The 18,612-nt window shown below is 72.4% G+C and carries 19 protein-coding genes; 3 read left to right on the top strand and 16 right to left on the bottom strand.

The window, feature by feature from the left end; all coding sequences use genetic code 11:
• Positions 1–17: 17 nt before the first annotated feature.
• The 14 genes from AB6L24_RS27935 to AB6L24_RS27870 all read right to left on the bottom strand — a co-directional run bounded on the left by AB6L24_RS27935 (position 18) and on the right by AB6L24_RS27870 (position 14,173).
• Positions 18–713, bottom strand: a complete 696-nt coding sequence (locus AB6L24_RS27935; RefSeq protein WP_030359128.1) for a demethylmenaquinone methyltransferase — start codon at positions 711–713, stop codon at positions 18–20.
• 184 nt (positions 714–897) lie between these two features.
• Positions 898–1,449 carry an imidazolonepropionase-like domain-containing protein gene (locus AB6L24_RS27930; RefSeq protein ID WP_405659681.1) on the bottom strand — a complete coding sequence of 184 codons (552 nt, stop codon included), beginning with the start codon at positions 1,447–1,449 and terminating at the stop codon, positions 898–900.
• 7 nt (positions 1,450–1,456) lie between these two features.
• On the bottom strand, positions 1,457–2,656 hold the full coding sequence (mqnC, locus tag AB6L24_RS27925; RefSeq protein WP_380854331.1) for a cyclic dehypoxanthinyl futalosine synthase: 1,200 nt from the start codon (positions 2,654–2,656) through the stop codon (positions 1,457–1,459).
• A gap of 88 nt (positions 2,657–2,744) precedes the next feature.
• Complete coding sequence (locus AB6L24_RS27920; protein ID WP_341948728.1) at positions 2,745–3,476, bottom strand: A24 family peptidase; 732 nt, start codon at positions 3,474–3,476, stop codon at positions 2,745–2,747.
• 808 nt (positions 3,477–4,284) lie between these two features.
• Positions 4,285–7,329: a BTAD domain-containing putative transcriptional regulator gene (locus AB6L24_RS27915; RefSeq protein ID WP_405659679.1), complete on the bottom strand. Its 3,045-nt coding sequence runs from the start codon at positions 7,327–7,329 to the stop codon at positions 4,285–4,287.
• A 199-nt stretch (positions 7,330–7,528) separates the two neighbouring features.
• Positions 7,529–7,996 (bottom strand): TadE/TadG family type IV pilus assembly protein, encoded by a 468-nt coding sequence (locus tag AB6L24_RS27910; protein ID WP_380854337.1) that lies wholly within the window; start codon positions 7,994–7,996, stop codon positions 7,529–7,531.
• The gene (locus AB6L24_RS27905; protein WP_405663381.1) at positions 7,993–8,424 is read right to left on the bottom strand and encodes a TadE/TadG family type IV pilus assembly protein; all 432 of its coding nucleotides are present in this window, start codon (positions 8,422–8,424) and stop codon (positions 7,993–7,995) included. Before AB6L24_RS27905 ends, AB6L24_RS27910 begins: the two co-directional genes overlap by 4 nt.
• Before the next feature lie 62 nt (positions 8,425–8,486).
• Positions 8,487–8,921 carry a TadE/TadG family type IV pilus assembly protein gene (locus AB6L24_RS27900; RefSeq protein ID WP_030363319.1) on the bottom strand — a complete coding sequence of 145 codons (435 nt, stop codon included), beginning with the start codon at positions 8,919–8,921 and terminating at the stop codon, positions 8,487–8,489.
• A 67-nt stretch (positions 8,922–8,988) separates the two neighbouring features.
• Positions 8,989–9,240, bottom strand: coding sequence for a hypothetical protein (locus AB6L24_RS27895; protein ID WP_030363318.1), 252 nt, complete (start codon positions 9,238–9,240; stop codon positions 8,989–8,991).
• Between the two features lie 92 nt (positions 9,241–9,332).
• Entirely contained in the window at positions 9,333–10,262 is a 930-nt protein-coding gene (locus AB6L24_RS27890) for a type II secretion system F family protein (RefSeq protein ID WP_405659676.1), read from the bottom strand.
• Positions 10,259–11,275, bottom strand: coding sequence for a type II secretion system F family protein (locus AB6L24_RS27885; RefSeq protein WP_405659673.1), 1,017 nt, complete (start codon positions 11,273–11,275; stop codon positions 10,259–10,261). Before AB6L24_RS27885 ends, AB6L24_RS27890 begins: the two co-directional genes overlap by 4 nt.
• 7 nt (positions 11,276–11,282) lie before the next feature.
• Positions 11,283–12,590 (bottom strand): CpaF family protein, encoded by a 1,308-nt coding sequence (locus AB6L24_RS27880; protein WP_405659671.1) that lies wholly within the window; start codon positions 12,588–12,590, stop codon positions 11,283–11,285.
• Positions 12,587–13,423 carry a hypothetical protein gene (locus AB6L24_RS27875; RefSeq protein WP_405659669.1) on the bottom strand — a complete coding sequence of 279 codons (837 nt, stop codon included), beginning with the start codon at positions 13,421–13,423 and terminating at the stop codon, positions 12,587–12,589. Before AB6L24_RS27875 ends, AB6L24_RS27880 begins: the two co-directional genes overlap by 4 nt.
• An 18-nt stretch (positions 13,424–13,441) precedes the next feature.
• Entirely contained in the window at positions 13,442–14,173 is a 732-nt protein-coding gene (locus AB6L24_RS27870) for a hypothetical protein (protein WP_405659667.1), read from the bottom strand.
• A gap of 728 nt (positions 14,174–14,901) precedes the next feature.
• Here AB6L24_RS27870 and AB6L24_RS27865 point away from each other — a divergent pair.
• Positions 14,902–15,852: a S1 family peptidase gene (locus tag AB6L24_RS27865; protein ID WP_405659664.1), complete on the top strand. Its 951-nt coding sequence runs from the start codon at positions 14,902–14,904 to the stop codon at positions 15,850–15,852.
• A 55-nt stretch (positions 15,853–15,907) separates the two neighbouring features.
• Here AB6L24_RS27865 and AB6L24_RS27860 read toward each other — a convergent pair whose 3' ends face one another.
• Both AB6L24_RS27860 and AB6L24_RS27855 read right to left on the bottom strand, forming a co-directional pair.
• Positions 15,908–16,468, bottom strand: a complete 561-nt coding sequence (locus AB6L24_RS27860; protein ID WP_405659662.1) for a DinB family protein — start codon at positions 16,466–16,468, stop codon at positions 15,908–15,910.
• A gap of 53 nt (positions 16,469–16,521) precedes the next feature.
• Positions 16,522–17,154 (bottom strand): AAA family ATPase, encoded by a 633-nt coding sequence (locus AB6L24_RS27855; RefSeq protein ID WP_405659659.1) that lies wholly within the window; start codon positions 17,152–17,154, stop codon positions 16,522–16,524.
• A 154-nt stretch (positions 17,155–17,308) separates the two neighbouring features.
• On the opposite strand from AB6L24_RS27855, the gene AB6L24_RS27850 reads away from it, so the two are divergent.
• Positions 17,309–17,845: a hypothetical protein gene (locus AB6L24_RS27850; RefSeq protein ID WP_405659657.1), complete on the top strand. Its 537-nt coding sequence runs from the start codon at positions 17,309–17,311 to the stop codon at positions 17,843–17,845.
• Between the two features lie 150 nt (positions 17,846–17,995).
• A complete protein-coding gene (locus tag AB6L24_RS27845; protein ID WP_030363306.1) occupies positions 17,996–18,310 on the top strand; it encodes a hypothetical protein in 315 nt (104 codons plus the stop codon).
• Positions 18,311–18,612: the final 302 nt, after the last annotated feature.

The raw sequence follows: 18,612 nt of genomic DNA, 5'->3' as shown, positions 1-18,612 counted from the left end.
ACTCCCCGGCGAAATGGCTAGTTCGCCTTGAACCCCCGGTGCAGCGCGACCACTCCCCCGGTGAGGTTCCGGTGGGCCACCTTCGACCAGCCCGCGTCCTGCAACAGGGCGGCGAGTTCGGTCTGGTTGGGCCAGGAGCGGATGGACTCGGCGAGGTAGACGTACGCGTCCGGGTTGGTGCAGACCGTGCGCGCGACGGGCGGCAGCGCGCGCATCAGGTACTCGATGTAGACCGTGCGGAACGGACCCCACGTGGGCTCGGAGAACTCGCAGATGACGACGCGTCCGCCGGGGCGGGTCACGCGGTGCATCTCGCGCAGCGCGGCGCCGGTGTCCTGGACGTTGCGCAGGCCGAAGGAGATCGTGACGGCGTCGAAGGTGTCGTCCTTGAAGGGCAGCTTCATCGCGTCGCCCGCGGTGAACGGCATCCACGGGTGGCGCTGCTTGCCGACGCTCAGCATGCCGAGCGAGAAGTCGCACGGGACGACGTACGCGCCCGCCTGCGCGAAGGGCTGCGAGGAGGTGGCGGTGCCCGCGGCGAGGTCGAGGATCTTCTGCGCGGGGCGCGCGTCGACCGCCTGCGCGACCGCCTTGCGCCAGAGGCGGGCCTGGCCGAGCGAGATCACGTCGTTGGTCAGGTCGTACCGTTCCGCCACGTCGTCGAACATCGAGGCGACTTCGTGCGGCTGCTTGTCCAAGGAAGCTCGGGTCACGGGGACCATTGTGTCAGGGGGTGCCCTGGTCCAGGGCGGTGGGCTTCGCCTGCGGCGGGCTCTTCGCGAGAGCGTCCGCCGTGTTCGCGGTTCTGGCGAGTGCGGGTTCGTGTGGGTTGCTCGCGCAGTTCCCCGCGCCCCTTTGGGGCACCGTCTTGCCGCGCGCCTCGGCTTACCGCGTGGCTCAGCGGCGCCGGTACACCAGGCGGCCGCCGATCGCCGTCGCCAGGCAGGTGCCGTCGGGGGTCAGCACGGTGAAGTCCGCTTCTCCCCCGGCGCGGGGCGGGGCCACCGGGCGGTCGCGGAGGCCCGAGCGTGCGGCGGCCGTGCGGACCGCGGGATGGGTGAACGGGCCCGCGAGGGCCGTGGTGCCCGTCGCGAGCAGGCGTTGCAGGCCCCGCCGCGCACTCGCGCCCCAGCGGGTGTCCGTCATGTCCAGGGCGGCGAGGGCCGGGCCGGTCAGCGGCTCGGTGCCGAGGGTGTCGGCCTCGCGGGGGTCGGGCCAGTACGCGGACTCCAGGAGGGCGACGGCGTCCGGCTCGAAGCGGCCGGGGGTCAGGATCCCGTCGCCCCAGTCGCGGACGCGGGCCCGCTCGCCGTACGCGGCGAGGAGTTCCTCGTACGGACCGACGGCCGCGAAGCGGGCGCCGTCGACGACGACGGCGTGCCCTGGAGCGACATCGCCGATGCCGCCCGCGGCCGCCCCGACCCCGCGTACCCGGTGAATCGTCAGCAAGTCGGCGTCAGTTCGTGGCCAGGAGCTTGAGCTCCGGGTGGGCCGTGCCGCCCTCGATCGCGGTGGAGGAGATGTGCGAGGCGACGCGGGCGTCGACGGGGTCGTTCGCCGGGTCGTCGTGGACGACGAGGTGCTCGTACGTGGTGGCGCGCTGGGCCGGGACCCGGTCCGCCGTACGGATCATGTCGATCATCTCGGCCAGGTTGGAGCGGTGCTTGGCGCCGGCCGAGGAGACCACGTTCTCCTCCAGCATGACCGAGCCGAGGTCGTCCGCGCCGTAGTGCAGGGTGAGCTGGCCGGCCTCCTTGCCGGTGGTCAGCCAGGAGCCCTGGATGTGCGCGACGTTGTCGAGGAAGATCCGGGCGATCGCGATCATGCGCAGGTACTCGAAGATCGAGGCCTGCGTGCGGCCCTTCAGGTGGTTGTTCTCGGGCTGGTACGTGTACGGGATGAAGGCGCGGAAGCCGCCGGTCCGGTCCTGTACGTCGCGGATCATGCGCAGGTGCTCGATGCGCTCGGCGTTGGTCTCGCCGGTGCCCATGAGCATCGTGGACGTCGACTCGACGCCGAGGCCGTGGGCCGTCTCCATGATCTCCAGCCAGCGCTCGCCGGACTCCTTGAGCGGGGCGATGGCCTTGCGGGGGCGCTCGGGCAGCAGCTCGGCGCCGGCGCCCGCGAAGGAGTCGAGTCCGGCGGCGTTGATCCGCTGGATCGCCTCCTCCACCGTCACCTTGGAGATGCGGGCCATGTGCTCGACCTCGGACGCGCCGAGGGAGTGGATGACCAGCTGCGGGAAGTCCTTCTTGATGGCGCTGAAGTGGTGCTCGTAGTACTCGACGCCGAAGTCCGGGTGGTGGCCGCCCTGGAACATGATCTGCGTGCCGCCGAGTTCGACGGTCTCCGCGCAGCGGCGCAGGATGTCGTCGAGGTCGCGGGTCCAGCCCTTCTTGGTGTCCTTCGGGGCGGCGTAGAAGGCGCAGAACTTGCACGCCGTCACACAGACGTTCGTGTAGTTGATGTTCCGCTCGATGATGTACGTCGCGATGTGCTCGGTGCCCGCGTAGCGACGGCGGCGTACGGCGTCGGCGGCGGCGCCGAGCGCGTGCAGCGGGGCGTCGCGGTACAGGTCGAGCGCCTCTTCGGCGCTGATCCGTCCACCGGCGGCGGCGCGGTCGAGAACGGACTGAAGGTCGGCCTTCTCGGTCACCGGGGCGTCCCTTTCGTAAGGTCCAAATGGGGCGGACAGATCCTCTTCAGCGTACGCCAGGCCCCTGGGCCTCTCGCGGGTGCGGGGGCTATGCCGCGTACGCCCCCAGCAGCAGCCCCGCGAAGGTGCCGCCCAGCAGGAACGGGCCGAACGCGATCGCCGTCCTGCGGCCCGCCTTGCGCACGGCGACGAGCCAGCCGCCGTACACGGCCGCGAAGACGAAGCCCGCGAACGTGCCGAGCAGCAGGACGCCCCAGCCGTACCAGCCCAGTACGGCCCCCAGGGCCACCGCGAGCTTCACGTCGCCGAACGCCATGCCGTTCGGATTGATCAGGAACAGCACGAAGTAACCGCCGCTCAGGACGAGCGCGCCGAGCCCCGCGGTGGTCCAGGAGCCGCCGTGCTCCGGCAGGGCGGCGGCGACGCCGAGCAGGGCGAGCGACGCGGCGCCCATCGGCAGGGTCAGCACGTCCGGCAGGCGCATCACGGCGAAGTCGACGGCCGCGAGGACGACGGCGGGCGGGGTGAGGAGCAGCCACACGGCGAGTTCCGGCCGGGGGCCCGTGGCGGTGGCGAGGGCGGCGCAGGCCGCGGTGGTGACGAGGGCGAGGAGCAGGGCGCGGGCCTTGCGGTACCCCTCGTTCCCGCAGCCGTCCGGCCAGGGGCCGAGCCAGCCCTTGACCTCGTGCTCACCGCTCGGGCAGCGGGTCTGCCACGGCTCTCCCGGCGGGACGGAGAACCGGTACGCGGCACGCGGAAGGAGCAGGCCCGCGGCGGCGCCCCAGAGGACGGCCCCCACAACGATCAGGGTCTGCTGCACGGTGCGCTCCGCTTCGGGGTCGGGGGTGTGAGGGCTGCGGCTGCGGATGCGGCTGCGGCTCGGTGGGTGGTACCGCCGCTACCGCGGCGGAATCCTCCCACCCGCCCACCCGTTCACCCTGGGCCACCAGGCGCACCGGGGGCAGCCGGGGTTGGACCTGGGGACAGTCTCCCTCGGCCGGGCGGGCCGCCTGTTGTGGGGTTGGGGGCGGGGAGCTGGTGGGGTGCGGTGCTGTTGGGGTGCGACAGCGTTGGGGCGGGGAACTGGTGGGGTGCGGTGCTGTTGGGGTGCGACAGCGTTGGGGCGAGGAACTGGTGGGGTGCGGGGGCCGTTGGGGTGCGACAGCGTTGGGGCGGGGCGCAGTCGGGGCGGGGCACCGATGGGTCTGTCGGACCCGGCGAGCACTGTCGAGTGGGGCGGGCACGGCGTGCCTCCGGGGGTGGAGCCGGGGCCCACGGATACGGGCGGGCGGGCGGGAGAGGCCGGCGCGGAGCGGCGGCTGCGGTTGCCGCGGGGCGAGCGCCGGGCGACCAGGAGCGGTGGGCGGGGCGAGGGTCGCACGCCGCCCGGGGGCGAAGCCGGGGCCCACAGATACGGGCGGGCGGGTGGGAGAGGCCGACGCGGAGCGGCGGCGCCGGTTGCCGCGGGGCGAGCGCCGGGCGACCAGGAGCGCTGGGCGGGGCGAGGGGCGCACGCCGCCCGGGGGCGAAGCCGGGGCCCACAGATACGGGCGGGCGGGTGGGAGAGGCCGACGCGGAGCGGCGGCGCCGGTTGCCGCGTCCCCGAACCCGCGCCCCCGCGAGAACCCTCATCCGGCCGAAGCGAGCCCCGCCCGCCACCCAGGAAGCAGTTCGTCGAGGAGCGCCTCCGTCCGGGGAGGAACCCCGCGCGCCCCGCTCCGGCCGACGAGGTCCACCGCGAGGGCCTGGAGCCGCGCCGGATCACCCACGGCATGGGTGGCCCGCAGCAGCTCGTGCCAGAGCCGCTCGTCGCCCGGCGCGGAGCCGAGCGCCGCGGTCAGCGCCTCGATGGCCTTCTCGGCCCGGTCCTTCTCCAGGTGGAACTCGGACAGGGCGAGCCCGATGTCGGCGACGAGCAACGGGAGCTGGGCGTCGACGATCTCGTGGGTGAGCCAGCCGTACCGCCCCTCGGCCCGGTCCGCGAGCAGCGGCCCCCGCACGAGGACGAGCGCGTCGGTGAGCATCCGCCCGCGCACGGCGCGGTTGCCGGACCCCCGGCCCTGCGTCGCCTCGTGGTAGAGCGACCGCAGGACGTCCAGGTCGGACACGACCGACTTGGCGAGGGTGAGGCGCCCGGTCGCGTCGACGCGCAGCCGCGGCGAACCGTCGGGCTCGCTGCCGAGCCAGTCCCGCAGCCGGTCGACGAGGGCGTCCCGCACGTCGTCGGTGACGCCGCGCGGCCACAGCGCGGAGGCGAGCACGCGCGGGTGCACCCCTTCGCGGTGGAGCAGCAGGAGCGCGAGCGCCTCGTGCAGGAGCGCGCTGCGCTCACCGTCGGGCGTCTCCAGGCCGATGATCTCGTAAGCGCCGACGAGCCGGGCGTACACCGCGGGCCGCCCCTGCTCGCTGACGTCGACGAGGAACGGCGGCGCGGCCGCGGCCCCGCCGTCGGAGCCGTCGCCGCCGCCCTCGGGCCGCGGGTCGGCCGCGACGAACAGCTCGACGACGGCGCGCCGCAGCGCGTCCGGCAGGAGCTGGGCGTCGAGTTCGAGGCCGAGCAGCGGGGCGAGCAGCTTGCCCTCGCCGGTGACCTTCATCTCCCAGGCGGCGCCGGGCAGTTCACCGGTGTCGGAGCCGACCAGGTAGCCGATGCCGAGACGGCCGGCGTCGGCGGCCAGCTCGGCGAGCTTGACGGCGTCGTCGGGGCCGGGGCCGTCCGCGAGCAGCACCAGGTGCGGGGCCCAGCGGGTGTGCTGGGCGGGGCCCGTGCGACCGGTGAGCACGGAGTCGTGTCCGGCCGCGCCGAGCGCGCCGCGCCGCTGCCGGGTCTCGGCCTCCATCGTCTCGATGAGCGCCTCGACGTCCTCGAGGTGCCGCAGCCGGTTCGGCGCGAGCGCCGTGAGGTCCTCGCCGAAGCCGACGAGGGTGATGGTCATGCGGTCCGACCAGCCGTTGGTGGCCAGTTCGGCGGCGACGGACGCGAACACGGCGGCCCGGTCGGCCGGGCTGCCGCCGAGCGACACGATGCCGGGCACGGCCTCCAGGTTGAGCAGCAGGCGCGAGTCGTCCATGGTGCCGAGGCAGACCAGGCCGGGGTAGGGCGCGGCGGCGTCCACGTCCCCGTACCGCTCGGCGTCCGCGCGGGCGAGCGTCCAGAACGTCTCGTCCTGGCCGGGCTGCCAGGGCGCGGGCGGACGTCCGGAGGCCTGGGCGAGCTGGAGGTGCAGGTCGCCGTTGCTGAGCCAGGCCGCGTACACCGTGGGCAACGGGCGGGACTCCTCCGTCAGCGCGGCGGCGAGGCCGCGCAGGGAGCGGTCCAGGAGGCGTACGCCGTCGGGGTCGGCGCCGACGAGCAGCGCGTCCTGGGCGTCGGCTGCGGAGCCGGTCGGCGTCGGCGGCTCCATGCCGCGGCGCAGGCCGACGGCGCCCATCGCCGACTGCCACAGCGTCTGCCGTCGGCGGCGGCCGAGGGCGCCGAGCAGTCCGGCGGCGAGCAGCGGCGCGCCGATGAGTGCCTCGGGCAGCCCGAAGCCGGAGTCGTCGGACTCGGCCGCGGCGGGCGTACCGCTCTCGCGGCCGGTCTCCTCGCCGTCGCCCTGGGGGCCCTGGCCGCCCTGCCGGTCCTGCCCGTCCCCGCGCGCGCCGCCGTCCGGCCGCTGCTCGGGGATCGTGATGTGTGCCGTGTCCTGGTCGACGGAGCCTCCGCCGCCCTGCCGGTCACTGCCACCCTGCCGGTCGCCGCCGCTCTCCTGCGCGCCGCCGCCCTGCCGCTGGTCCCCGGTCTTCGCGTAGTCCGAGATCTGCTCGCGGACCTCCTCGGAGACCTTGGGGGCCTCGTCGGGCATCTGCACCAGTTCGCCGCCGTGCGCGTCGGCGGGCATTTCCATGATCCAGCCGGGCCGGATCAGGCTGGCCTCGGAGAGCCGCGAACCGTCGGGCTGCTCACGGTCCTTGTTGAGCTGGTAGATCTCCTTGTACCGCCGCCCGTCCCCCAGGTGGCGCTCGGCTATCTCCCAGAGCGAGTCGTGGTGGCGTCCCTCCGGGGGCTGGATGCGGTAGAACTTCGTGTCCCCGTCCTGCCCCGTGCCCGCCTTGGCGGCGGCCTGGCCCGCCTGCTCGGCGAGGGCGGCCGCGGCGGCCGCGGCAGACTCCTTGTCCTGCCCGAGGACGCCCGGCGTCTGCTGCGCGGCGGCCGCGGCCGGCTTCTGGTTGCCCTCGAGGGACTGCCCGAACTGCGAGAGCCCCGGCGCGAAGCTGGCCGCCGTGGCGCCCACGAGCAACAGCGCGGCGACGAGTTGCCGCGCGAGGACCTGGCTCGCCCCGGCCCCCGGCACCCGCCCCGGCATCCCGACGCCGGAGAGCGCCGCCTTCACCTCCACCAGGACGCATGCCGTGAACTGGGCCCAGGCCAGCCAGACCACCACGGTCAGCACGTTGATGAACGTGGTGACCGTGATCTCCTGCTGGAGCCAGTCGAGGGACGGCGCGCCGCCGGGCAGCGGCCACCCCACGAAGTAGGCGAGCGCGCCGGGCACGCCGACGACCAGCGCGGCGAGGGCCACGAAGGCGAGGAACGCCTTGACGAAGTCCCCTGCCGAGCGCCGACGCCCCGGCAGGGGCTGAGGCGTCCGGTTCCGCGGACCCGTCGAGCTTGGGGTGGTTCGTCGCGCCATGGCGGGTGTCCTGGTCCTGATCCTTGTGGGGTAAGTGGGTTCGTACTCAGCGATGTTACGGAAGGTGCCGATGCCCTGGCAGGGGCTGTGGATAACTCTCGGCAGCCACCGGCTCGGCAGTCACCGGCCCGGCCACCGCCTGCCCGGCGGTCACCGGCCCGGCGGTCACCAGCTCGGCGGTCACCAGCCCGGCGTCCGCCTATCCGATCTCGTTCTCCGCCGCCGCCCGCCCGCGCACCGTCACGTCGCCGCCGAAGAACATCCCGGTGAAGACCGGGCTGTAGGTCATCTCGACCTCGACCTCGACCTGTTCGGCGGTGGCGCTGACGCAGTGGGTGGCGGCCACGTCCGGGCCGGTCAGGCCCATCTCGCGGGCGAACTTCTTGACCCGGGCGTCGCAGTTCTCGTAGTTGATGGGGGCGCCCTTCGCGCCCTCGTACAGGCCCTCGGTGTCGAGGTCCTGCGCGGCGTACCGTGCGGCCTGTTCGGCGATGTCGGCGGCGCGTTCGCGCTTGGAGATGGACAGGCCGCCGTCGATCACGAACGCGGACAGGGTGAGGAAGACCAGCGCGAAGACGATGACGGCGCCCGCGCCCGAGCCCCGGTCGTCCAGGCGCGCCCGACGGGCGTCCACCACGGCGCGTACCCGCGCGCATGCCGCGTTCACGCCGACCTCCGGTACGGATCCAGCGGGGAGCTGAAGCTCGCCTCCAGCGTCGTCGGGATGTCCAGGCCGAGCATCTCCAGGCCCCGCACCTCGCAGCTCACCTCGACCGTGAAGAGCGTGTCGGGCTCGAAGCCCGCGCTCTTCTGGACGACGGTGACCGGTCCCGAGCAGACGTCCTCCAGGTCCGCCTTGGCCGCCTTGCGCGCCTCGGCCATCGCCGTGCCCTGGTCCTTCTGGATGGAGCCCGCGCGGGCGGCGTCGCGGGCCGCCCCGTCGATGGCCCCCCGGCCGTCGACGAGCTGCCCGAAGGCCACCAGGACCAGGATGAAGAGGATCATCACCGGCGCCAGGATGACGACTTCGACGGTCGAGAGCCCCCGATCCCCCGAAAGCCCCCGGTCGCCCGACAGCGCCCGTGCACGCGACAGCCCCCGGCCCGCGCCCAGGACCCGCCTCCGAAGCCCCACGCACCGCACCCGCACCCCCCGCATCACCCTTCCTCCTCGACGAACCGCTCCACCGGCCCCGACGACTGCGCGTGCACCTGGAGGTCGAGCCCCGGGAACACCGAGGGCACGTCGGCCGTGATCTCCACGCCGACCGTGTTCTGCTCCGGCTGGAGCGTCTTCACGTCGGGGCCGAGGACGAGCTTCGGGCCGAGCTGGCGGATGTAGGCGTCGACGACGTCGGTCGCCTCGCCCCGCCAGCCGCCCGGGTTCTCGTCGGCCGTGGCGCGGGCCTTGCGCGCGCCCGCCTGGGCCGCGGCCTGGGCCACGTGGTCCGCGAAGAAGTACAGCGCGAACTGCACCGTCGCGAAGATCAGGAAGAAGAGGACCGGGGTGAGCAGCACGAACTCGATCGCGGTCATGCCGGATTCGCCGCGGGTGGAGGCGGCCTCCACTCTTCGGCGCACGAATCCCGGCATCCGGTCGCGGCTCACCCCTCGCCCGCTCCCGCCCCCGTCGTCCAACATGTCCGCTGCAACCGTCCGGTCAGCAGGTCTTGCTGGCGTCGGCGCCCTCGATGCAGTCGCTGACCTTGTCGGCGCCGCCCTTGAGCGCGTTGTTGATGATCGCGGCGACCACGCCGACGATCGCCACGACGACCGCCGAGATGATCACCCACTCGACCGCGGACGCGCCGCGGTCGAGCTCGCCGGAGCGGGCGCGCTGCACGCGGCCCTGCAGGAAGGTCACGAGGAAGTCGACCGCCGGGATGCCGGTGCTGAAGTTCCGTCCGTTCATGGTGAGTTGTCCTCTCGAAAACAGAGTGTGTGGGGGGATGTACGGGTCTGTGGAGCCGCGTGCGACAGGTCCCCCGCCGCCGGGCTCGGGGTTCAGGCCTGGAACACGCGCATCGCCGCCGGAAAGATGAGGAACACCAGGAATCCCGCACACAGCAACAGCTGTGCCACCAGCATCGACTGTGACTTCTCGCCCGCGCTGCCCTCGATCTCGGCGAGCTCGCGGTGGCGCATCGTCTCGGCGCGGGAGGCGAGCGATTCACGCACCTTCGCGCCGTCGTCCGCGACCAGGGCGAGCGACGCGGAGAGGTCCTTGAGCTCTTCGACGCCCAGCTGCTCGCCGAGCGAGCCGAGCGCCTGCCACTGGCTGATGCCGGTGATGCGGGCGTCCGACAGGGCGGTGCGGATACGTTGCGTCGCCCAGCCGTCCGACACCTCGGCCGCCGCCATCAGCGCCTCGGGCAGACCGCGGCCGCCCGCGAGGCTCATGGAGACCAGGTCCAGATAGGCGCCGATGACGCGCCGCAGGTCACGCCGCTTCTCCTGGGCGTCCCGCCGCACTTCGAGGTCCGGCAGGAAGAAGAAGAGCACCCCGAACATCAGCGCCAGCCACACCGGGATGATGGGGCTGCGGCCGAAGCCGAGGGTCCAGATGATCGCGAACAGGAACGGCCCGAAGAAGACGCCGGTGGCCGCGAGCAGCACCTTCGTCGCCAGGAACTTCTCCCAGCTCCGGTCGAGCACCGCCAGGTCGGCCCGCAGCGACCGCAGCTCCCAGCCCTGCTGGACGTAGAACTCGGCGGCCCTGGCGCCCACCCGGGCGCGCAGCGTGCCGAGCCGCCCGGTGTCCTCGGCGTCCGCGGTGCGGTGCGAGGACTCGTACGCCGCGCCGCGCGCCCGCATCGCGTCGATCCGGGCGACCGTGGCGACCGCGCTGCGCTTGGACGGCATCAGCGCGCGGACGAGGGCGAAGATGCCGAGGCCCAGCGTCGCGCCGATGACGATCGGCAGGGTCAGGTTCACCGGCGTACCCCCTCGGTGGAGTTGGTGTGCGGCGGCAGCGGCTGCTGTCCCGGCGCGCCCTCGGGGCCCACGGCGCCGGGCAGCGGCGCGCCGCCGGGACCCCGGGGACGTACGAACTGCACGCCCGGCTCGTCACGGACGAGGAAGCGGTCCGGCGTCTCGACCGTGGACAGCTTGCGCAGCCACCAGAAGCCGAGCGCGAACAGGCCGCACACGCAGGCGAGCACGAGCTGCCCGACGGGCGTGCTGTACGGCGACACGAACTCGCGGTTGAAGATCGAGAGTCCGAGTACGAAGGCGATGGACACGGCGACGACGATCTGCACCGAGCGCCGGGTCGAGGCGCGCTGCGCCATCACGCGCTGGCGCATGTCGACCTCCTCGCGCGCCGACTTGGCGAGCGCGCCGAGGACCTGGCGCAGGCCGGGGCCGCGCAGCTTGGCGTTGAGGATGAGCGCCGCGACGATGATGTCGGCCGAGGCGTCGTCGATCTCGTCGGCGAGGACCTGAAGGGCCTCGGGCAGCGGGGTGCGCGCCCGCAGCCGGTCGACGAGGGCGTCGAGGTGCGGCCGCAGGACGGGCGCCGCGGCCCGCGCGGACGCCGGGATGGCCTGCTCCAGGCCGACCGCGCCCGCGATGGTGTCGCGCAGCGACTCGGTCCAGGCGGCGAGCGCCTCGACCCGCTTCATCTGCAGCCGCTCCTCGGCGGCGCCGCCGAACAGCTTGTCCCAGAAGAAGACGAGGACGCCGGACGCGATGCCGGCCACCGCCCAGCGCGTGAGCAGCAGCACGACAAGACCGACGCCGATGGCGATGGAGCCGCGCTGTCCGACGAAGCGGACCAGCTCGTTCATCCGCTGGCTGGCGCGCTGCTTCTCGTGGGTCGGCTTGACGGGCAGGCCGCGGATCGCGACGAGCAGCAGCGCGAGGCCGCCGCCGACGGCGACACCGCAGGCGAGGCCGTAGAGGACGGGCAGCGAGAACACGCCGCCCATGGAGCCGAGTGCGTTCATGTCGTGCTCACCCCCATTGCCCGGCGGGCCGGTAGCCGAATGCGGCGAGGTCGTCCATGCAGGCGATCGGCGCGTGCGGCACGATCCGGCCGTCCGGCGCCTCCGCGAAGACCTCGCTGGAGAGCACGCGTCCGTCCACGCCGTTGACCTCGCGGACGGAGGTCACCATGCGCTGGAGCTTGCCGCCGGTCTGGTAGTTGTTGCGCCGCTGGATGAAGACGACGAAGTTCACCGCTCCCGCGACGAGCATCTGGCTGGCCTCGATGGGCAGCCGCTCGGAGGCCTGGAGCGCGTACGTCGAGATCCTGTTGAAGACCTCGCTGGAGCTGTTGGCGTGGATCGTGGAGAGCGAGCCGTCGTTGCCCTGGGACATCGCGTTCAGCATCGTCACGATCTCGTCGCCGAGGACCTCACCGACGATGACGCGGGAGGGGTTCATGCGCAGGGACCGGCGGACCAGTTCCGCCATGGATATCTGGCCCTGGCCCTCGGAGTTGGGCAGCCGCTCCTCGAACGCCACCACGTTGGGGTGCAGATCGGCGAACGTGTCGAGGCCGAGCTCCAGCGCGCGCTCGACGGTGATGAGGCGCTCGTGCGGCGGGATCTCGCTGGCGAGGGCGCGCAGGAGCGTGGTCTTCCCGGCGTTCGTGGCCCCGGCGATCATGATGTTCTTGCGTGCCCGCACGGCGCAGGCGAGGAAGTGCGCGACGTCCGGTGTGAGCGTCCCGTTCCCGACCAGGTCGGACATGAACACCTTGCCCATGCGCGCGCGCCGGATCGAGAGCGCGGGCCGCCTGGCCACGTCCATCACGGCCGAGAGCCGGGAGCCGTCGGGCAGGCGCAGGTCGAGCTGGGGGTTGGCGGAGTCGAAGGGCCGCGACGACAGACCGGAGTAGGCGCCGAGGATCTGGATGAGCTCGATCAGCTCCTCGTCGGTCTCGGCGACCGGCTCGGCCTTGGCCTCGCGCCCGTCCGCGTATCCGACGAAGACCTGGTCGCACCCGTTGATGTCGATGTTCTCGACCTCGGGGTCGTCCAGGAGCGGCTGGAGGCGGCCGACGCCGAAGAGCGCGGCGTGCACGGCGGCCGCGTACTGCTCCTCGGTCTCGGCGTCCAGCGGGGTGCGCCCGGCGTTGATCTCGCCGCGGGCGTACTCCTCCAGGATCTGCGCGATCACGGCGCGGGCGTACTGCCGCTCGTCCTCGCTGGTCATCGGCGTGACGCCGGAGACCTGGTCGAGGCGGCGCTGCTCGGCGATGCGGTCGCCGGCGTCCTGCCGGAACCGCTTCACCAGCTGGTGGTCGACGGCGCTCATCGCCCGGCACCCGCTGTCGGGCCCGCGGCCGGATTCGCCCAGGCCGCGCCGTACTGCTGCGCCAGGTCGACGGTGACCTTCCGCGCCGACCGGATGAGCATCGACTTGTCGAGCCGTCCGCGCTTGCGCCCGGCCAGCTGGTCGGCGCCCGCCGGGTCGTCGGCGAGGGTGCCGACGACCCGGGCGCCGGTCTGCGCGGCCATCAGCATCTCGTTGACCTGGTGCACCAGTTTGCCCGAGTTGCCCGGGTCGGCGATCAGGACGACGCCGATGAGCGGGGTGGCGAGGGTCGCGCCGCGCGGCCCGCCGTGCAGCTTCGCGGACAGCGCGGCGGCCCGGTCCCGTACGCGGGCGATGGCCTCCGGCTCCGTACGCGAGATCAGCAGGACCAGGTTGGCGTGCGGGAACAGCTCGATGGCCGGGCTGTCCCCGGCGATGCGGCCGCAGTCGGCTATGACGTCGGCCGGGGCCTGTGGGGAGTCGGCGAGCTGGGCGAAGGCGCGCCCGAGCGTCGGCCAGATCCCGACGAGCCCGGCGGCCTGCTCGGAGATGCCGAGGCCGACGAGCACTTCGAGGCCGCCGGACAGCGGCTGGGTGTGGTCCCAGAGTTGGTCCGGTACGAGGCCGCGGCGCGCGGTCGCGGCGATGGACAGCATGCCGGTGTTCGGGTTGAGCGGGCCGCCGTGCGCGGCGGCGCTGCGGTAGACGAGGTCGCCGCCCGCGGGGTCGGTCTCCGCGACCAGGACCCGCCGGGGCCAGACCGCGGCGAGCGCGACGGCGGCGGTGGTGACGCCGGGGGAACCTTTGTCGGCGGCGAGAGCGATGAGGGCCATGTGTCTGCTGCCCGCCCTCTAGTTGGCGGTGGTGGGGACGATCACGACGGCGGCCTCGCCCAACGTCGCGGCGTTGGTGACCTCCGCGGCGTCCTCCCTGTCGACGAGAAGCGTGATGCTCAGGTTGCCGGTGCTGATCGTGGAGTCGCTCTTCTCGATCTTGGTGCTGACGACGGCGTCGGGGACGATCGGGGTCCTGCCTGCGGCGCTGCCTCCGCTGGAGCCCTTGTCGTCGCTGGAGTTCGAGGAGCCGTTGCCGGCCACGCGGTAGACGGCGACGGTGTCGCCCTGCCTGATGTTGGCCGGGTACTGGCCCTCCTTGAGGGAGAGGCCGACGGTGGCCTTGCCGCTGGGCAGGCCCTCCTTCGCGGCGAACATCTGGCCCACGGCGACCGACCCCGCGGGGATCGTGCTCTTGGCCTTGTACTTCTCCAGCGTGGCGCGAGCGCTCCACTTCACGTACTTGATGCCGGAGTCCTCGGCGACCATGACGGGCTCGATGTTCACGCCCGCCTCAGCGGACTCGCCCGCGGGTATCTCCTTGACCACCTTGACGACCTCGATACGGTCGCCCGCGCGCAGCACGAGCACCGTCGCGCCGAGCGCGCCGACCAGGATGAGCAGGACGGCCAGAGCGGCCAGCGCCGGTTTGCGCTCGCGAGGCGCAGTGGGAAGGCGCTCACCGACGCCCGCCGGAGCCGACACGGCGGAACGGTTGTTGCCCGCCCCCGTACGCTCTTGGATCTTCACGCAACCGCTCCCCGTACGACCCAGAAAAATCCGTCATTTGAGACACCCAGATGCGACTCGCATACGCCTCGGCCGGGGTTCCATCGGCCCGTCAGCCCCAGGCGCGGTGTCAAGCCATCGCACCGTATCAGCAGCACATAAGGCCCTCAAGGCGCGTTATGGATCGCGAAGCTCAGGCGCTTCATCGTTATTCACGCGCAATACGGGCCCCTTGGTTCCGACGTCACACCGGGAGCACACCAAGGCACTTTCGTATGCGACTGCGAACCAACTTGCTTTGCGCATAACCCTTTCGGGCGACGACATCCCGCCAACGGAATCCCCCGCCCCGCTCGCCCCACCACACCCCGTACGCCCATCCCTCAGGCACCAGAACGACGCGAGGAGGGGCAGGAGCGGTTCCCGGGACGGCGAGCGGAACATGAGGCGGAGCGGGCAGGTCACCGCGGCGCGCGGCCGGAGGCACCGGACGATCGCGACACCTCCCCAGAACCTCCGCACAAATTTGCGGGGCAGGCCTGTCGGATGGTGCGACATACCCGAACTATCCGACTTGCACGGACCGTTGACAGAAAGACCCACGCGTCGGGTGAACCCGCCCCCGCGCGGCGCCCTCTCACTCTTCGGCGCCGAATCTCCACGTATGCCGGTCCCGTACCGGCCCCACAAGATGTTTCACAGGGCGCTGCAAAACTCAACAAATCCACCGAAAGAGAAATTCAACCCCCATGAGACTTTCCTTTCCTTCCCGCACCGCCCGCGCAGCCGGCGACACCACCAGCACGAGCCGCGCGTCCCGCACCTCCCGCGCACCCCGCGCCGCCCTCGCCTCCGCGACGGCCGCGACCGCCCTCGCGCTGGTGGCGACCAGCGCGCCCGCCGCCAACGCGATCATCGGCGGCACCGAAGTCTCCAACGACGCCTACCCGTTCATGGTGGCCGTCCTGGAGAAGGGCTCCGGCAGCGCCTTCGACCGCCAGTTCTGCGGCGGCAGCCTCATCGCGCCGGACACCGTCATGACGGCCGCGCACTGCCTCGTCGACGACGCGGGCAAGCCGGTCAAGGCGAAGACCGTGCAGGTCGCCGTCGGCCGTACGGTCCTCTCCAAGAGCGGCCAGGGCCAGATACGCAACGCCAGGACGAAGGGCACCGGCAGCCGCGGCAGCATCGTCGTGCACCCCCGCTACCTCAAGGGCCAGGAGGCGTACGACGTCGCCTTCATCCAGCTGGACAAGCCGGTCCGCGGCATCAGCCCGGTCAAGCTGCCCACCCAGGGCACCGACTCGCTGCTCCGCCCCGGCCAGAAGGCCACCGTCGCGGGCTGGGGCAACACGGACACCGCGATGACCCACACCCCGGACCGCCTCCGCCAGGTCAAGGTGCCGATCCTCTCGCACAACGAGTGCAAGGTCAGCTACAACGGCTACAGCTCCAAGGTCAACTTCTGCGCCGGCGTGGAAGGCAAGGACTCCTGCCAGGGCGACAGCGGCGGCCCCATCTTCCGCACCGTGCCCGGCCGCCAGGACCCGATCCAGATCGGCGTCGTCTCCTACGGCGACGGCTGCGGCGACCAGGGCGCTCCCGGCGTCTACACGTCCACCAGCTCGGCGAAGCTGTGGAAGACGCTGGACGAGTCGCCGTCGGGCAAGCGGCTGAAGCGGGCGCTGGGCCGCCGGTAGTCACAGGTGGTCCGGCGGGGGCCCCGCCTCCGCCTGGCTCGGCCCTGCTCCCCTGCTACTCCCCCGTCCTGCCGTCGATCCGCTCCCGCAGCAGATCGGCGTGGCCGTTGTGGCGGGCGTACTCCTCGATCATGTGCGTGAGGATGTGGCGCAGCGAGTAGAAGGTGGTGCCGTCGTGGCCGCCCGCCGTCTCCAGCGAGTCGGCGGCGGCCACGGCGGCGCGGGAGCGGGCGCACTCCTCGCGCCAGAGCCGGAAGGCCTCCTCCGGGTCGGCGTCCTCGACGTCGAAGTCGGCGTACTCGCCCGGCGCGGCCCCCGGCCAGTAGGGCTCGTCCGCCTCCCCGAGCAACACGCTGCGGAACCAGCCCCGCTCGACGTCGGCGAGGTGCCGCACCAGGCCGAGCAGGGACAGCGGCGACGGCGGCACGGCCCGCTGCCTGAGCTGGTCGGGGGCCAGGCCGGCGCACTTCAGGGCGAGGGTGTCGCGCTGGAACTGGAGGAACGCGGCGAGCATGGTGCGTTCGTCGGCCCGCCCGGGCGGCTCGACCCGGGAGCCCTCACTCCCACCCGCACTGCCCCCACCGACCTCGCCACCGGGACCCTCACCGCTCACCATCCCCCCATACTGCCCCGCACCCCCAAGGACCGCCCCGCGTCCTTCCCATCGCCTCAGTCGAACCGCATGTGCTTGACCCCCGTCCACGCCCGCCGGATCCGCCCCCGCGCGGCGCTGTCCGTGTTCGGTACGAGGGTGAGTCCCGCGGACGCGGCGATCCGGTCGGCGCTCCGCGCGACGGAGACGTGGTCCGTCCACATCTGCTCGGCGAACTCCGGCTCCCGCAGCCGCTCCAGGCACAGGTCGAGCTTGGCGACGGCGAAGCTCTCGCGCCGCAGCGGGGCGTCCCGCCCGCCGACGACCCGCACGACATGCCCGAGGCCGCGCTCGCGCAGCCGCTTCAGGACGGTGCGCCGGTCGGCGAGCAGCGCGAAGTGCCGTACGTCGTGACCGCGTTCGCGAAGGCGCCCGACGGTCTCCTGGAAGTACGCGGGCTCCACGACCGTCATCGGAACGATCACGGTCCCCTCGTGCTTGGCCAGCGCCAGATCGAGCACGTCGTACACCGCCTGCCGCCACACCGGCAGATCCTGGAAGTCCCCGCGCAGCCCCGGCGGCATCATCCGGTGCAACCCGAAGCCGACGTACTCCGGATCGCACACCACACTCCCGGGCAGCCGCCGCTGAATCTCGAACGCCGTCTGCGTCTTGCCGCCGCCGAAGGGGCCGTTGAGCCAGAGAAGCATGGGGGTGACGGTACGCCCACGTCGGCGCCGGGCCGGCCGACGCCTCGCATTCGCGCCGTGCACGCCGTTCGCTCTGGCGAAACCGCAGGCCGCTTGAGTAGCGTCTGACCGCCCGCAGCGCCTGTGAGCAGGCGGACCCGACAAGGAATGGAACATGACGTACGTCGAGAAATCCCCCAAGACCTGGTCCAGTGTGTGCATCGGTGTCTATCTGGCTGGAATTGGCTACATGGGGGTGGAAACCCTGCCCGACGACTTCGGTGTCTGGCTCGGCGTTTCCGGGCTGTTCCTCCTGTTGCTGCTGCCGTGCCTCGCCGTCCCGATATCGAAGCGGATCTACCACCGCGTCGAGATCGACGCCACCACCCTGCGCGTCGGCCGTGAGCGCCTGCCGCTGACGGACATCGACCCCGCGTCGGTCCGCGCCGCCGCCCAAGGCCAGCTCCCCAGCGCACCGCAGCACTACGCCACCTCCCTGAACACGCCCGACGTCCTCTCGCCCGACGCCCGGGGCAGCCACGCCAACCCCCGGCTCATGGGCGGCGCCTGGGGCATGCCGATGGGCATGGACAGCGTCGTCATCGCCACCCGGCGCGGGGAGTTCCTGACCGTCGCCACCCGCGACCGCGCCGCGTTCCTGCAGGCCCTTTCCGCTCCGCTGCACCCGGCCGCACCACCGCAGCAGTACTGATGCACGGCTGTTGAAGGAGCGGCTCGATGTCGCTGGAATCCGGCCAGTAGAGTCTGGCGGGCCAAGGTCGGTTCGCTGCCGCAGACGTCCCTGCTCCGAACAGGGTCGGGTGGCGGGCCGGGACCCGTTCACCGATCGGAGACATTCGAGTTGCGCAAGCTTTCGCTCGCAAAGCGGTCCATAGCCGTCGGGGCCACCAGCCTCGCCGTGCTCGCCATGACCGGAACGGCCCACGCGGCACCGGCGCAGGCCCGCGCCGCCGCCCCCTCGTGCGTCAAGGTCAAGGTCGACAAGGGGATCATCTCGCAGACCGCGTACGTCACGAACAAGTGCTCGTCGACGAAGCGGGTCAAGGTCAGGTGGTCCTTCGCCCCGGACTCCGGCTGCAACACCCTCAAGCCGGGCCAGAAGTTCAAGACCAAGCGGGGGCTCGCGGCGCAGTTCGACGGGTTGCCGTTGTGCTGAGGCCACTGGCGTGAAGCCCACGCCGCCGAGGCCGCTGGGATGAAGTCACGCTGATCCCAGCGGTTCAGGTCCCTCACCTCGGCGGAAAGCCCCGCACGGCGTGCGGGGCAACCTCAGCGATCGGTGCTCCCTCAACTGCCCTGTCCTGTCTTCCGTCCGATGAAGCCGACCGTCGTCAAGCACGCGAGAAAAAACACATGCCTCACCTCGACTGGGCAGCCCTCAGGGAGAGGACGGCACAGCGCAGCAGACGCCGCAAGGTGGCGGACGGGGCCGCCGCCACCGCTCTAGTGGCCGCTTCA

Source organism: Streptomyces sp. RK9 (assembly GCF_045070545.1).
Taxonomy (GTDB): Bacteria; Actinomycetota; Actinomycetes; order Streptomycetales; family Streptomycetaceae; genus Streptomyces; species Streptomyces alboflavus.
Note: the sequence above shows the minus strand (reverse complement) of the source record. Positions and strands in the feature narration are given on the sequence as shown.